This is a genomic window from Fodinicola feengrottensis, from assembly GCF_039530045.1.
Lineage (GTDB): Bacteria > Actinomycetota > Actinomycetes > Mycobacteriales > HKI-0501 > Fodinicola > Fodinicola feengrottensis.
Genome location: NZ_BAAANY010000009.1, coordinates 306,619 through 320,270, shown reverse-complemented (window position 1 = coordinate 320,270; position 13,652 = coordinate 306,619). Strand labels below are relative to the sequence as shown.

Below are 13,652 nucleotides of genomic sequence, written 5' to 3'. Positions count from 1 at the left end.
GGTGGGTCACGGGCGCCAGTCGATGACGGGAGACAGGGCCCGCTCGGTGAAGCGGGCCGGCAGCCGGCCGACCAGCCGCATCGCACCGGTACGGGCGGAAACCACGAGCGGGGTGGACAGCTGGCCGACCCGGGCCATTCGGCGGGACTGCCGGACGATGGTCACGGTCCGTCGATGCCGGGCGGCGGTGAAGGCGGGCAGTCGGTCGCGAACCGCGCCTCCTTCCAGGACCTGGGCGAGCACCACCGCGTCCTCGATCGCCTGGCAGCCGCCCTGCCCGAGGTCCGGAGTCATCGGGTGCGCCGCGTCGCCGAGGATCGCGATCGGCCCGAAGTGGTACGCCGGAAGCGGCCGGGTCAGCTCGTACACGTCGTGCTGCAGTACCTCGACAGCTGCTTCGATGAGCGCGCCGATGGGAGCGTGCCAGCCGCCGAAACGCCGGCGAAGCTCCGCCCTCGGGTCCTCGTACGGTCGCCCGGCCGGCGCGTTCAGAGCGGCGTAGCAGTACACCTGACCTGCGGACATCGGCACGATCCCGAACCGCGCGCCGCGCCCCCAGGTCTCGCTCGCGAGGATGCCGTCGGTGTCGAAAGGAGCGACGAACCTGAAGGCTGTGTAGTTGGCGTAACGCAGCCCCGGATGCTTCGGAAACCGGCCCTGCCGTACGACGGACCGGATGCCGTCGGCGGCCACGATCAGGTCGGCTTCGACCTCACCCCGGTCGGTGACCAGCGACTTCGCGGTGACGCCGGTGATGGTGGTATCCAGCCGCAGGTCGGCGGCCGCGGGCCGGAGCAGGTCGATCAGCTCGCCTCGGGGCAACACGGCGAGACCGTCGCCGAGGTGTTCGTCCGTACGGATCACCCAGTCGCCGTTAGGCGTCCGCAGGCCGCCGGTCGTCCGGGGCGTCGACCGGGCTTGTACATCCACGCCGATCGACTCCAGCGCGCGCAGCGCGTTCGGCGCCAACGCGATCGCGGTGCCTCCCGGGTCCAGCGAGGCCGCCTTCTCGTAGATCGTTACCCGCCAGCCGCGCCGGATCAGCGCGGTCGCGGCAGTGAGGCCGCCGATACCGGCGCCGGCGATCACCGCTGTACGAATCTTGTCCATCTGATCCTCCTCTACATTTGTAGAGTAACGATCGCGGCTCTACATTGGTAGAGTTATTGGGTGCCTCGTTCCCGGCCCGCGCGGATGCGGACCATCTCCGACGCGGCCATCGAGGTGCTCGGAATCCACGGCGTGCGGGGGCTGACGCATCGGGCGGTGGACGCCGCCGCGGACCTGCCGCCGGGCTCGACGTCCTATTACCTACGTACGCGTGAGGCCCTGCTGGAAGCGGTGGTCGTGCGACTGGTGGAGATCGACGAGGCGGGCGCGCTGGACCAGGCGCCGAACACCGCGGTCCCGCTGCCGTCCGGTCGGGCCGGGGTGGCGGTGGCCGCGACGGCGATAGCGGCGATGCTCACCGACTTCCTGACGGTGTCGCGGGTGCGGATGCTGGCCCGCTACGAGTTGTCTCTGGAGGCCAACCGGCAGCCGGCCCTGCGCGCCAGCCTGGTGCTCGGCGGTCGCGGGCTGCGCCGGATGGCGACCGCGCTGGTCACCCGGCTCGGCTCGGACGACCCGCCGCGGCACGCCCGGATGCTGGTCGCCTTCTGCGACGGTGTCCTGTTCGACGCCCTCGCCGGGGCCGGTTCCGGTCAGCTGCCCACCGAGGCGGAGCTGGTGGGGGACCTTCGTGAGCTATTGACCGCTATGTGCCCGCTGGAGTGAGTGGGGTGCCCTTGACGGCATCTGGTCGTACGGGCACAGTCTGGGAACGTTACCAGAATGTTTCGGAAGGGTGATGGTCGTGTTCAAACGCCTGATAAGGCCGGTGCTCGCCGCCGGCCTGGGGCTCGCGCTGACCGCGGGGATGGCTGTCCAGCCAGCCGCCGCGGCGCCCGCCAGCAGCGCCGCCGACCGAGCGGCTTCGTCATACGCGGCGCTGAAAAAGTATTTCGGCACCAGCAACGGACTGCTGCTGGAGCAGTATCCGAACGCCACCACCAACAATCCCTATTCGTACGTCTGGCCGTATTCGCAGGCCACCATCGGCGCGCTGAACCTGGCCGGCATTCCCGGCCGCGGATATGCGTACGACGCCGAGGCGAAGGCCCGGATCGCCGGCTACGCGCCGTACTGGAACGCGGGCACCACCCCGCCCGGCTACGACTCGTACGTACGACCGCCGCTCGGCCAGGGCGGTGACAAGTTCTACGACGACAACGAGTGGATCGGCCTGTCGCTGATCCAGAACTTCAAGAGCACCGGCAACCGCGCGTCGCTGGCCCGCGCCGCCCAGACTTTCCAGCTGGTGACGCACGGCTGGGACACCGACACCACCCATCCCTGCGCTGGTGGCGTTTTCTGGACGCAGGCGCCGTGGAGCCAGGACCGCAACACCGTGTCGAACGGACCGGGCGCCGAGCTCGGTCTGCATCTTTACCTGCTGACCGGCAAAAAGTCCTACCTGGACTGGGCGAAGCGGATGTACGACTGGGCCAACGGCTGCCTGCTGGCGCCGAACGGTCTCTACTGGGATCACATCGATCTGGCCGGCACCATCGAGAAAACCCAGTGGAGCTACAACCAGGGCGTGATGCTGGGCGCCAGCACCTTGCTTTACGTGGCAACGCACGATCCGAAATACCTGCGCAGCGCTCGTTCGATCGCCTCGGCCGCGCTGGCGTTTTACCAGTCTGGCAAGGGATTCACCGGGCAGCCGGCGGAGTTCAACTCGATTTTCTTCAAGAACCTGCTGATTCTGGATGCCGTCCACCCGGACCCGTCGTACCGAGCCGCGATGGCCGGCTACGCCGACCAGGTCTGGACGACGTACCGCGATCCGGCCACCGGCCTGTTCCATTTCGACCCGACCCAGCCGGTGACTCTGCTGCAGCAGGGTTCCATGGTGCAGACGTACGCGCTGCTGGCCTGGCCGCGAGCTGCTTACCTGAAGTTGGCTTAAACCCTGCGGGCGGCGGGGCTCAGTGGCCCCGCTGCCTTCACGGTCCGCAGCACTGGCGCGGTCTCGAGGGTGTGGATCGCGTCCAACGCGCCAAGTCGGTGCGTGAGGTAGTAATGCAAAGAGCCCGGGTCCGGGCAGAGCGCCTGCGCGACCAGGTTCGTACGACCCGTGGTGGCGGCCACGAAAGCGAGCTCGTCGTGGCCGGCCAGAGTGTGCGCGACCTCGTCGAGGTGCGCCGGGGTGACAGCCATCCAGAGCAGGGCCTGCGTGGACGCGCCCAGCTGAGCATCATGGACGTTCACGTCGAAGAAAATCGCGCCGCTGGCCCGTAGGTCGGCGATCCGGCGCGCCACCGTCGCCGCCGACCAGCCGGTGGCCGCCGCCAGCTCGGCCTGGCTGGTCCGGCCGTCCCGCTGCAGCGCGGTCAACAGGTCGGCATCCCCGTCGGTGACTGCTGCCTCGGGCAACCGGCGCTCAGTCGGATTCCGATGGGCCAGTTCCGCCTGCTGCTCGTCGGTGAGCGTGTTCGCCCGGCCTCGCCAGGCGCTGGGGCCGCCGAGATACGTGTGCAGGACGTAATGCGCGGAGACCGCGGTGATGCTCGCGGTCCGTGGGATGTCCCGAAGCAGCAGGTCGCCGGCCTCGCCGGTACGAGTGTGGACGATCGAGACGATCTCGGTGCCACCGGACGTGAGCTTGACCCACGAGGTGTCCGTCCGCCTGGCCAGCGCATACGCGAGGTCCTGCGCGGTGTTCGGCCCCGCGGTCAGCCGCACCAGCCACTGCGCCCGGCCGGCTCTGCCCGGGTCGACCAGGCCAATCACCCGTAGGCCCGCGTCCGTACGCAGCCGTGCATAGCGACGCGTGACCGTCTGGGTCGATACACCGGTGATCGCCGCGATCCGGCTGAACGGCGCTCGACCGTCGACATGCAGCGCGTGGATCAACGCCCGGTCGAGGTCGTCAAGCATGCACAGATCCTTCATATAGAGCCTCAGTATGGAACATATCCACAAGTTATGCACCGTCTGTGGAAAGTCATGGTGGCGCGACGGCATTCTCTGGTGCGGACGTACGAGGAGGAAGTCATGTCGAATGAGATGTTGGCGCCGCCGCTCTACCGCTGGCGGTGGGCGTCCCTGGCATCGCTGCTGGTGGCCGAGGCAATGAACCTGCTCGACGCGACGATCGTGCAGGTCGCAGCCCCGGTCATGCACGCGGATCTGCCGGGGCCGGCGTCCGACATCCAGTGGTTCAGCGCCGCGTACACGCTGCCGTTCGCGGTCCTGCTGATCACCGGCGGACGGCTCGGCGACATCCTCGGACGCAAGCGGATCTTCCAGCTCGGCGTCGCCGGCTTTGTGATCGCCTCGCTGTGCTGCGCTTTCGCGCCCACGGCCGGCCTGCTGATCGCGGCCCGGGCCGTCCAGGGCGCCGCGGCCGCGGTGGTGATCCCGCAGACCATCGGTCTGATCCGGGCGATGTTCGACGGGACGGAGATGGCGCGCGCACTGGGCTCGATCGGTCCGGTGATGGGGCTGGCCGCGGTGTGCGGGCCGCTGTTGGGCGGAGTCCTCACCCACGCCGATCTCTTCGGGTCCTCCTGGCGGATGGTGTTCCTCGTGAACGTCCCGCTCGGCATCGCTGTGCTACTGGCGTCGCCGCTGATGCTCGACGACCGCGCGGCTAGCCGGCCACGCCTGGATGTGCTCGGCACCGCCCTGGTAGTCGTTGGTACGGGCCTGATCGTCTATCCGCTCATCGAGGCCGGCGACGCCGGTTGGATCGCCTTTGTCGCAGGTATCACTGTGCTTGTCGGGTTCGCATTCCAGCAACGCGGCGGTGGCTCACTGATCGAGTTGAGCCTCTTCCGGCAGCGGGGATTCCCGGCCGCACTGGTGACCTCGACGTTGTTTTTCGCTGTGACGAACGGATTGATGCTGGTGGTCGTGCTGCAAATGCAGCTCGGCCTGCACGCGGACGTACTCACTGCCGGGCTCACCCTGCTGCCCTGGTCGTGCGCCATGGCTGCTTCTTCGTGGATAGCCGGTGCATATCTGGTGCCTCGGTACGGTTCCAAGGTGATGTTCGTTGGTCTCGCGACGATGCTTTTCGGTGTGGTTGCTTCGATCGCGGTCTACGCGACGAGCACGGTCGGTGTGTACCCGTGGCCGTTGCTCGGCTCCCTCGCGGTCACTGGCCTCGGCCTCGGAATGTTCACCGTGCCGTTCTTCACCACCGCGCTGCATCGCGTACGTCCACATGAGACCGGGTCAGCGGCCGGCCTTATCAACGCTGTCCAGCAATTGGGCGGCACGCTCGGGATCGCCTTACTGGGCAGCATTTTCCTCAGCACGCAGGCGGGGCCGGCGGTCTGGTGGCCGTACGACTCGCATTCTGGGTGGCCGCGGGACTGTTGGTCGCCACGGTGGCCGCGGCTGCCCTGATGCGAAGCCCCGGGACGGATCGGCTGACTGGGTAGGTCAGTGGCGGGGACCGCTGGGGCGGGTGGGCCGCGGCGGTTGCGGGTCGGGAGGTCCGGGCGGTGGCTGCGGTGACCGGTGGGTGGACGCCTGCTGGTTCTGTCGGTTGGCGCGGTCGTTCAGCCGGCGTAGCTGCTCGGACATCTGCGGCGACAAGGGCTCCGACCCAGCCACCGGCGGCGCGGGCGGGGTGGCGCCGGTCTGGTCGAGCCTGCTCAGGTCCCGTTCGTACTGGTCCAGCCGGCCATCCTGGAGCAGCTGGTGCGTTTGTACGTCCCCCACCTCGTTCCGGGCGAGGATGGCCCGCGAGTCGGCAAGGTCCGCTTTTTGGCTTGCCGCGGTCGCTTTCTGATCGGTCTGCTCCTGCCGAACATAGAGCGCACCCATGTCCCTGGTGATCCGATGGATCTGCTCCTGCGTACCGGACTGTGCGTTCAGCAACTGGCTAACGGCCGCCTTCAGCTGTTGGATTTCGGCTTCCTGGCTGGAGAGCTGGGTCTGTTGACTACTGATCGTCTGTTCCAAGTCGGTGATCCGGCGCTGCGACACGTCTTCCCGGCTGTTCGCCCGAGTCGCCTGCTGCCGCGCCTCGGTCGCGGTCTTGTCCACCCGATCCATCCGGTCATCTGGATCGTCATCCCCAGCAGGATCTCCCGGTGCTGGTGGCCGGTTCCGGTTACGCAGATCTTTCCAGGTCGGGAGGACCCCGCTGGCCACAAGTCCGCTGGTCGCAGTCAGCGTGACGGCGACAATACCGGCACTACTTTCGGCCACGTTGCTTCCGAAGTAGGTCGCGCCGCCGACAAGGTGGGCGATCTGCACAGCTGAAAACTGCGCAATGGGCGTGGAAATGAGGTACGTGGCTGCGCTCGTCGCGACGGTCCGCATGGTGTTGGTGGCGATGCCTATAGCCCGGGCCGCGATAGGGTGATCTGTTGCCCAGCGCTTCCAATATGCCGCCGAGAACCGGCCCCTGGCCGGATCTCTTCGTCGTAACGGGGCGTGGTCGCTCATGTTCTATCCAGATAACCTGCGCCTGCGGCCAGAATGACTGGCACCGTGGCGGCGAACAGATAGCCGAGTTGCTCGCCCGAAAGGGGAGCGCCGGTGCGATATTTCTGATAGTTGCGCACCTGGTCCCACATCGACGGGAACCGGATCGATCCTGACCACAGCACGTACAAATCGTGGTGCAACGTCAGAACCACCTGTCCGCCGACGGCGATCTTGAACATCGACGGATCGTCCGGAGTATTGCCCACCCCCATACCGTTGGGGTGGAGATTGTGGTGTTTCAGGAAGTCGATGCTAGAGCGCTCGCCGACTTCGAATTCCACCAGCAAGCCGCTCTTGAGGAGCGATCCCATCACGTCGGGGTCACTGATCCCGTTCGCCTGCGCGAGATTCTCCAGATGTTGAAGCGTAAACCGCTGCTCGCGGTGGGCGTCGTGATCGCTGAACGCGAGAGACCAGAGTCGTTGGCCCGATTCGGTCAAGGTTGCCTGGTCCTGACCCACGAGAACTTCGTAGTAAGCGGGCTCGCCTGCGTCGTCGGCCGGGTGGCTGATGCCCATCGGGTAGCCGACAGGTACGACGATCTTGGGCACTTGTGTCTCCCTGCTCACGGATGCTTGCTGCAAGTCATCGTAGAGCAGGCTGGCGCGTTAGTGGGACGTTCTTATGGCCTCGACGAAGGTTCGCCAGTTGGTCGTCGTAAACGTCAGCAACGGTGAGATGTCGCCGAGCTTGCTGTCGCGTACGACAAGATCGTCGCTCTGGAGTTGGGTCACCTCGACGCACGCGCCGCCGTTGTTGCCGGAGCGGCGGCTCTTCCGCCACGTCAGGTGATTTCGGCTATCCACTACAGAACTCCTTCTCCGCCGCGAGTATTAGGTCACGTGATTTCCGCTGGTCGAGCGCGAGATTTCCGATGTTTCTGAACTGGTCGCGATAGGGCTCGAGCTCGTGGGCCTTGTCCAGATACAGAGCACCGGTCAGCTGTTCGATATAGACGGTGTCGGGCTCACTGTCGGCCGGGAAATCCAACACCCGAAACGAGCCGAGCATCGCGCCATGTGCACCGGTAGCGAACGGCAGGATTCGAATCGAGATGTTGCTGTGCTCGCTCATGGCCGCCAGTTGCCTGAGCTGGTGCCCGATAGCCAGCGGACCGCCGACAGGGCGCCGGATAGCGGCTTCGTTCAGGATGAAGTCGAATTTCTTGCCGTCGTTGCCCAGAACCGACTGGCGGGCAATACGGACCTCGACGATTCGCTCGATGTCGGCTGCGGTGTGAACGGTCGAGGTGCGCAGGATGGCCTCAATGTACGAACGAGTCTGCAGCAGCCCATCCACGAGTTCGCCGTTATAGACCTCCTGGAGGCTTGCGGTGGTTTCCAGGTCGATGTAGATCTCGAACCATTTCGGGATCACGTCGCCGTACGCGTGGTACCAGCCTCTGGCTTTTGTCTCCTTCGCCAGTGCTTTCAGCGCCTCGGTGAGGTCTTTCGGAGCGCCGTAGATCTTGCACATCGCCTCGACGTCGAGGGCGCGCATCGCCGGTTCGCCGCGTTCGATCCGCCAGATTTTTTGCCGGGACCATTCCAGTTGGTCCGTCGCGGCTTCGATCGTGATGTGCGCGGCCTCGCGGAGCCGCCGAAGCTCACGCCCCAGCCGCCGCCGCGGCACCGTCGAACCCTGCTCACTCGGCACGGTCATCACCCTTCCATGTTGCACGCCGGTACGTCGTACTGCATCCAAAACACAACATCGCCCAACGGTCGATCCGTTACCTACCGAACCTTGAAAATGCAACGTTGCATCACGAGGTTATAGCTGGTTAGGTCGCGACTACGCAAAGGAGCGGTCGAACTCGGGAGCGTGATGAGCAAGCAGCAGACGGAACGGGACCGTTGGCAATCGGCGCGGGACGCGTGGGATTGGGCGCGCCAGGTCGACGAGGTTCGCGCGCTCCTGCGTACGGTCGACGACACGTACGTTATCCACACGAAATCGGCGAGCCTGCTGATGGCCAGCGCGGCCAGCCTGCTGCGCGCCCGCGCCGAGTCGGAGATCTCGCCGTCGAAATCGCAGGTGTGGCGCGGCAGGGCGAACCTCTGGTGTTGGGCGGCCGCCGGGCCGTTGGCCTACTATCGGCTGGCCGGCAGGCCGATCACGGTGGAAGAACTGATCGGCAACGTGGTGACTGGCACGCTCATCGCGTCGGTCTACGCGGTAATAGCGAGCAAATGGGGCGTACGGTCGAGGCGCCGCCGGCTCGGCGAGGGACCGACGACTCCGGCGACGGTTGACTTCGCGACGGAGCGACAGGCGCCGGCGACCACCGACTCGCAGGCGTATTTGGCATATCTGGCGTGGCGGGCCGGGCATCTGGGCCAGGCCTCGCGATTACTTCTCATGCCGAGCCGGCTTCAGGCAGCGCGCGACCGTGAGGCATTCCGGGTGGATGTCAGCCTGGCGACCATTTATCTCTTCGACTCGATGGAGTCGCTCAAAAGCCTTTCCGAATACGTCGAGTCAGTCGGTGCGGGAGAAAAGGGTGGCGAGCTGCGGTGAGTACGCGCCGTCCAGCACCAGGGCGGCGGCTCCGCGGGCGCCGGCGTCCTCACCGATCAGCGACGGCTCGACCTGGACGGTGCGTACGCCACGGGCGATGCTGCGCGAGTTGACGGCCTCGGAGATCGCGGCCTTGTACGCGTCGACGACATACCGGACGCCCTTGCCGCCCAGCACAATACGTTCCACATCGACCACGTTCACCAGGCTGGTGGCGGCGATCGCGACCTTCGCGGCGGCCCGCTGGATGACTTGCCGGGCCACCGGATGGGTGCCGGCGGCCTGGCAGATCAGCTCGTAGTCGGCGAACTCCCGACTCGGCTCCAGTTTTAGCGGCAGTGGGTCCGCGGGTCGTTTTTCCAGCGCGGCCGCGGTTTCCGCGACGATGGCGTGCGGGCGCACGTACGCCTCGAGGCAGCCTTTGTTGCCACAAAAGCACGGCGTCCCGTTCGGGACCACGGTGATGTGGCCGAACTCGCCGGCGTTGCCGGAGTTTCCGCGCCACACCTGGTCTCCGAGGAACAGGCCGCCGCCCACCCCGGTGCCGAAGTAGAGAAACGCGAAGCTGCCCATCCGCGCACCGCCGGCGCCCGCCCAGCGCTCGCCGATAGCGGCCGCTGTGGCGTCGTTGTCGACCACCACTGGTACGCCGAATTCTTCCTGTAGATAAGCCAAAAGAGGCACCTCATGCCAACCGGGCAGGTTGGGTGGGGACAACACCAGGCCGCGAGACAGATCCAGCGGTCCAGGACAGGCCACCCCGAGACCGAGCAACCGGTCGACCGGGATTTGGGCCCGCTCCAGCAAACCCCGGACGGCCCCGGCGACCTGTCGGACGACTTGGTTCGCACTCGGAGTTCGGGGCGTTCGTCGATGCACCGTGCCTCGTACGCTCCCGTCCAGGTCTGTCGCGACCAACGTGATGGTGTCCGGGTCGATGTGGATGCCGACCGAGAAGTACGCGGTGGGATTCGTCCGTAGCAACGTCCGCGGCTTCCCGCCGGTGGAGGCGGCGCGACCGGTTTCGGTCACCAGATCTTCCTGTAGCAGCCGGCGAACGATATTCGACACGGTCTGCGCGGACAGCCCAGTGGCCCCGGCGATCTCCACTCGGCTGACGCCCTCAGGCGAGCGGCGGATGGTATCCAGGATCACCGAACGGTTGAATCCCCCCACTCTGGGCAGATTGGTACCGCTGCGCATTCGGTGACCTCACTTTCCGGCGTTGGACAGCTCACTGTAGGCAGACAACTCCCGGCCGCGAAACGGTGTTATCGGGTATGTCGATGTATGTCTCTCGCGGGTTCCTGAGTGGCGGTCTTGCTCCATTGACTTTATAAATCGATTAGCTTTAGTGTGCGTCACAGGTCACACCGGAAGCAACCGTGCGCGCGCCGAAGCGGGTACGGGTCAGGCAAGTTGAGAAAGGTTGTGCCAGATGGGGCGCAGGCTCGCCGCGGCGGCGATGGCCGCCGGGATCGCCGCCGTCGCCGTAACCACCGCCGGTTGCGGCGACGGCGGCTCCGGAGACGCGAACACGATCAAGATCGCGTACCAGAAGTTCGGCAACTTTATCCAGGGCGACGCGCTCTTCAAGAAGGTGAAGACGCAGTTCGAGGCCGCGAACCCGGGTAAGAAGGTCACGCTCGTACCGATCCAGGGCAACGACGCGGACTACAAAACCAAGCTCGCACTGATGCAGCGGTCCGCCGCGACTGCTCCGGACGTGCTTTACGAAGACACTTTCACCATCAACTCGGACATCCAGGCCGGCTATCTCGCGCCTCTTGATTCGTACGTGAACAAATGGGCCGACTGGAGCCAGTTCCTGCCCGCCTCCAAGGGATCCGCGACCGGCACCGACGGCAAGGTGTACGGCGTGCCGATGGGCACCGACACCCGCGCGCTTTGGTTCAACAAGCAGATCTTCGCCAAGGCCGGCCTGCCGGCGGACTGGCAGCCCAAGACCTGGGCGGACATTCTGGCCGCGGCTCGTACGATCAAGGCCAAGGTGCCTGGTGTGATCCCGCTCAACGTCTATGTCGGCAAGGCCGGCGGCGAGCAGTCGAGCATGCAGGGCCACGAAATGTTGTTGTACGGCACCGCGAACAAGCTGTATGACGACAAGACCAAGAAGTGGATCGCGCCGAGCAAGGGCTTCACCGACGCGTTGAACTTCGAGAAGACGATCTACAGCGAGGGCCTCGCGCCGAGCCCCCAGCAGGCGCTGTCGCCGAGCATCGGCACCCAGGTCGGCGGCCAGCTGCTCCCGCAGGGCAAGCTCGCGATCGACCTGGACGGCTCATGGATGCCGCAGACCTGGCTGCCGACCGGCGCCGCACCTTGGGCGCAGTGGTCGCAGGTGATGGGCAACGCGGCGATGCCGACGCAGAACGGTGAGGCGCCCGGAAAGATCAGCATGTCCGGTGGCTGGACGCTCGCGATGAGCGCCAAGTCGACCAACAAGGATCTCGCGTTCAAGTTCATTTCCACCGCGATGAACAAGGAAAACGCGCTCTACTACGACATCAGCGCGACGCAGATCCCGGTGCGTACGGACGTGGCCTCTGACCCGAGCTATGGCAAGGGCGACCCGACCGCGAAGTTCTTCGCCAGCCTCGTACCGATCACCCAGTACCGGCCGGCGCTGCCGCCGTATCCGCAGATCTCCAACGAAATCCAGGTCGCCCAGGAAGCCGTCGTCAGCGGCCAGGCGACGCCTGACGCGGCGGTGCAGCAGTACGCGACCGCGGTGAAGGGCATTGTCGGCGCCAGTGCGGTGGCCGCCGGCTGATGACGGCGACCACCACCGTCGACGCGGCGCCGCGGCGCCGGACCGGGCACGCCCGGCCCGGCAGCCGCGGCACGCTGCGTTGGCTCGGCCCGATGGGCCCGGCGCTTCTGCTGCTTCTGCTTTTCGTCGCCGGCCCGATCATTTGGTGCTTCTACAGCGCTTTCACCAACACCGCGCTCACCGGTGTCGGCGCGCAGAACGTCAAGTTCGTCGGGCTGGCCAACTTCCAGCGGATGTTCGCCGACCCGCAGCTGACCTCCGCGGTGATCCTCACCCTGGTCTTCGTGATCGGGTCGGCGATCGTCGGGCAGAACCTGATCGGGTTACTGATTTCGGTGCTGATGCAGGGCCGGGGCCGGGTGATCCGGTCGGTGGTCGGCACCGTCGTACTCGCCGCGTGGGTGCTGCCGGAGATTGTCGCGGCCTTCATCTGGTACGCGTTTCTCAACCAGCAAGGCACTTTGAACAACATCCTGCACTGGTTTGGCCTCGCCAGCCAGAACTGGCTCTACACCACCCCGATGTTGGCGGTGATCCTCGCCAACGTCTGGCGTGGCACGGCGTTTTCAATGCTGGTCTATTCGGCCGCGCTCGGTGAGGTGCCACCGGACATCCAGGAGTCGGCGCAGGTCGACGGCGCCGGAGTTTTTCAGCGGTTCTGGTATATCACGCTGCCGCTGATCCGCCGCCAGATCATGACCAACCTGATGTTGATCACCCTGCAGACGCTCGGTGTCTTCACGCTGATCTTCGCGATGACGGCCGGCGGCCCCGGCACCAAGAGCCAGACGTTGGCACTGTTGATGTACCAGCAGGCGTTCAAGTTCTCCGACCTCGCGTACGGCATGGCGATCGCCTTCGTGCTGCTCGCGGTCGGCGGCATTTTCTCGGCGATCTACATGCGCGTACTGAAACCGGAGATCTGAGCCCCATGGCGGTCACTTTCGGGGTCACGTCCGCCCGCCGGGCGACGTCCGCGACCCTCGTCTACATCATTCTGGCGGCTATCGCGCTGGCTTTCCTCGCGCCGCTGCTGTGGGTGATCCTGGCGTCCTTCGACCCGGGTGCGCAGCTGGCGGTCGCCTGGCCGACGCACCCGAGTTTCGCCAACTATTCAGCCGTACTCACGGTCGACATCACGCTGCGGCCGATGGCCAACGGGCTGTTGATGTGCGGCGGCTCGGCCATCCTGACGATGATCGTCTCGGTGCTCGCGGCCTACCCGTTGTCGCGTTATCAGTTGCGGTTCAACCGCCTTTTCCTTTACATCATCCTGTTCACCACGTGCCTGCCGATCACCGCGGTGATGGTGCCGGTCTACAGCCTGTTCGTGCAGCTGAACCTGTTGGACTCGATTCCTGGTACGGCGCTGTTCCTGTCGGCCACCCAGCTGCCGTTTTCGATCTGGCTGACCAAAGGCTTCATGGACGGGGTGCCGGTCAGTCTGGAAGAAGCCGCGTGGACCGATGGCGCGAACGGGTTGCAGGCGCTGCGATCGGTGGTCATCCCGCTGATGCTGCCCGGCATGGCGGTGGTGGCGATCTTCACTTTCATCATGTCCTGGGGAAACTTCTTCGTGCCGTTTATCCTTTTGCTCGACCCGAACAAGCAACCCGCGGCGGTGAGCATCTTCAACTTCTTCAGTCAGCAGGGCCAGGTCCAATATGGACAGTTGGCCGCGTACTCGATCCTCTACTCGGTCCCGGTGGTGGTGCTCTACCTGGTCGTGTCCAAGGTGCTGGGCGGCGCGTTCGCCCTGTCCGGTGCGGTCAAGGGCTGAGTGATC

Annotated in this window: 14 protein-coding genes; 7 read left to right on the top strand and 7 right to left on the bottom strand. The window is 65.8% G+C overall.

The window, feature by feature from the left end; genetic code table 11:
* Positions 1-6: 6 nt before the first annotated feature.
* A complete protein-coding gene (locus ABD301_RS14045; protein WP_344310513.1) occupies positions 7-1,110 on the bottom strand; it encodes an FAD-dependent monooxygenase in 1,104 nt (367 codons plus the stop codon).
* A 60-nt stretch (positions 1,111-1,170) separates the two neighbouring features.
* Between ABD301_RS14045 and ABD301_RS14040 the strand changes: the two genes are divergently transcribed.
* Both ABD301_RS14040 and ABD301_RS14035 read left to right on the top strand, forming a co-directional pair.
* Complete coding sequence (locus ABD301_RS14040) at positions 1,171-1,776, top strand: TetR/AcrR family transcriptional regulator (RefSeq protein ID WP_344310511.1); 606 nt, start codon at positions 1,171-1,173, stop codon at positions 1,774-1,776.
* 79 nt (positions 1,777-1,855) lie between these two features.
* A complete protein-coding gene (locus ABD301_RS14035; protein ID WP_344310509.1) occupies positions 1,856-3,013 on the top strand; it encodes a glycoside hydrolase family 76 protein in 1,158 nt (385 codons plus the stop codon).
* Here the strand turns inward: ABD301_RS14035 and ABD301_RS14030 are convergent.
* A complete protein-coding gene (locus ABD301_RS14030; protein WP_279580172.1) occupies positions 3,010-3,984 on the bottom strand; it encodes an Lrp/AsnC family transcriptional regulator in 975 nt (324 codons plus the stop codon). The two genes, ABD301_RS14035 and ABD301_RS14030, sit on opposite strands and share 4 nt — an antisense overlap.
* Positions 3,985-4,101: 117 nt before the next feature.
* On the opposite strand from ABD301_RS14030, the gene ABD301_RS14025 reads away from it, so the two are divergent.
* Positions 4,102-5,460: an MFS transporter gene (locus tag ABD301_RS14025; RefSeq protein ID WP_344310506.1), complete on the top strand. Its 1,359-nt coding sequence runs from the start codon at positions 4,102-4,104 to the stop codon at positions 5,458-5,460.
* A gap of 36 nt (positions 5,461-5,496) precedes the next feature.
* Here ABD301_RS14025 and ABD301_RS14020 read toward each other — a convergent pair whose 3' ends face one another.
* From ABD301_RS14020 to ABD301_RS14005, 4 genes are all read right to left on the bottom strand, one after another.
* A complete protein-coding gene (locus ABD301_RS14020; RefSeq protein WP_344310504.1) occupies positions 5,497-6,318 on the bottom strand; it encodes a hypothetical protein in 822 nt (273 codons plus the stop codon).
* Between the two features lie 188 nt (positions 6,319-6,506).
* The gene (locus tag ABD301_RS14015; RefSeq protein WP_163568245.1) at positions 6,507-7,103 is read right to left on the bottom strand and encodes a hypothetical protein; all 597 of its coding nucleotides are present in this window, start codon (positions 7,101-7,103) and stop codon (positions 6,507-6,509) included.
* Positions 7,104-7,160: 57 nt separating this feature from the next.
* The gene (locus ABD301_RS14010) at positions 7,161-7,358 is read right to left on the bottom strand and encodes a DUF397 domain-containing protein (protein ID WP_163568246.1); all 198 of its coding nucleotides are present in this window, start codon (positions 7,356-7,358) and stop codon (positions 7,161-7,163) included.
* On the bottom strand, positions 7,351-8,214 hold the full coding sequence (locus ABD301_RS14005) for a helix-turn-helix domain-containing protein (RefSeq protein ID WP_163568247.1): 864 nt from the start codon (positions 8,212-8,214) through the stop codon (positions 7,351-7,353). The genes ABD301_RS14010 and ABD301_RS14005 overlap by 8 nt, the downstream gene beginning before the upstream one ends.
* Positions 8,215-8,379: 165 nt before the next feature.
* Between ABD301_RS14005 and ABD301_RS14000 the strand changes: the two genes are divergently transcribed.
* Positions 8,380-9,072 carry a hypothetical protein gene (locus tag ABD301_RS14000; RefSeq protein ID WP_344310501.1) on the top strand — a complete coding sequence of 231 codons (693 nt, stop codon included), beginning with the start codon at positions 8,380-8,382 and terminating at the stop codon, positions 9,070-9,072.
* On the opposite strand, the gene ABD301_RS13995 is transcribed toward ABD301_RS14000, so the two are convergent.
* Positions 9,034-10,275, bottom strand: a complete 1,242-nt coding sequence (locus tag ABD301_RS13995; RefSeq protein WP_163568249.1) for an ROK family transcriptional regulator — start codon at positions 10,273-10,275, stop codon at positions 9,034-9,036. The two genes, ABD301_RS14000 and ABD301_RS13995, sit on opposite strands and share 39 nt — an antisense overlap.
* A gap of 235 nt (positions 10,276-10,510) precedes the next feature.
* Between ABD301_RS13995 and ABD301_RS13990 the strand changes: the two genes are divergently transcribed.
* Genes ABD301_RS13990 through ABD301_RS13980 form a run of 3 tightly spaced genes read left to right on the top strand, consistent with a single transcriptional unit; the run spans position 10,511 to position 13,646 of the window.
* Positions 10,511-11,866, top strand: a complete 1,356-nt coding sequence (locus ABD301_RS13990; protein WP_344310499.1) for an extracellular solute-binding protein — start codon at positions 10,511-10,513, stop codon at positions 11,864-11,866.
* The gene (locus ABD301_RS13985; protein WP_344310497.1) at positions 11,866-12,792 is read left to right on the top strand and encodes a carbohydrate ABC transporter permease; all 927 of its coding nucleotides are present in this window, start codon (positions 11,866-11,868) and stop codon (positions 12,790-12,792) included. The genes ABD301_RS13990 and ABD301_RS13985 overlap by 1 nt, the downstream gene beginning before the upstream one ends.
* Before the next feature lie 5 nt (positions 12,793-12,797).
* A complete protein-coding gene (locus ABD301_RS13980) occupies positions 12,798-13,646 on the top strand; it encodes a carbohydrate ABC transporter permease (RefSeq protein ID WP_344310496.1) in 849 nt (282 codons plus the stop codon).
* Positions 13,647-13,652 lie beyond the last annotated feature (6 nt).

Excerpts from the sequence above, each read along its gene's own strand:
- ABD301_RS13995 (WP_163568249.1), bottom strand. The coding sequence starts at position 10,275 with ATGCGCAGCGGTACCAATCTGCCCAGAGTGGGGGGATTCAACCGTTCG.
- ABD301_RS14045 (WP_344310513.1), bottom strand. The coding sequence starts at position 1,110 with ATGGACAAGATTCGTACAGCGGTGATCGCCGGCGCCGGTATCGGCGGC.
- ABD301_RS14025 (WP_344310506.1), top strand. The coding sequence starts at position 4,102 with ATGTCGAATGAGATGTTGGCGCCGCCGCTCTACCGCTGGCGGTGGGCG.
- ABD301_RS13980 (WP_344310496.1), top strand. The coding sequence starts at position 12,798 with ATGGCGGTCACTTTCGGGGTCACGTCCGCCCGCCGGGCGACGTCCGCG.
- ABD301_RS14000 (WP_344310501.1), top strand. The coding sequence starts at position 8,380 with ATGAGCAAGCAGCAGACGGAACGGGACCGTTGGCAATCGGCGCGGGAC.
- ABD301_RS13985 (WP_344310497.1), top strand. The coding sequence starts at position 11,866 with ATGACGGCGACCACCACCGTCGACGCGGCGCCGCGGCGCCGGACCGGG.
- ABD301_RS14005 (WP_163568247.1), bottom strand. The coding sequence starts at position 8,214 with ATGACCGTGCCGAGTGAGCAGGGTTCGACGGTGCCGCGGCGGCGGCTG.
- ABD301_RS14030 (WP_279580172.1), bottom strand. The coding sequence starts at position 3,984 with ATGCTTGACGACCTCGACCGGGCGTTGATCCACGCGCTGCATGTCGAC.
- ABD301_RS13990 (WP_344310499.1), top strand. The coding sequence starts at position 10,511 with ATGGGGCGCAGGCTCGCCGCGGCGGCGATGGCCGCCGGGATCGCCGCC.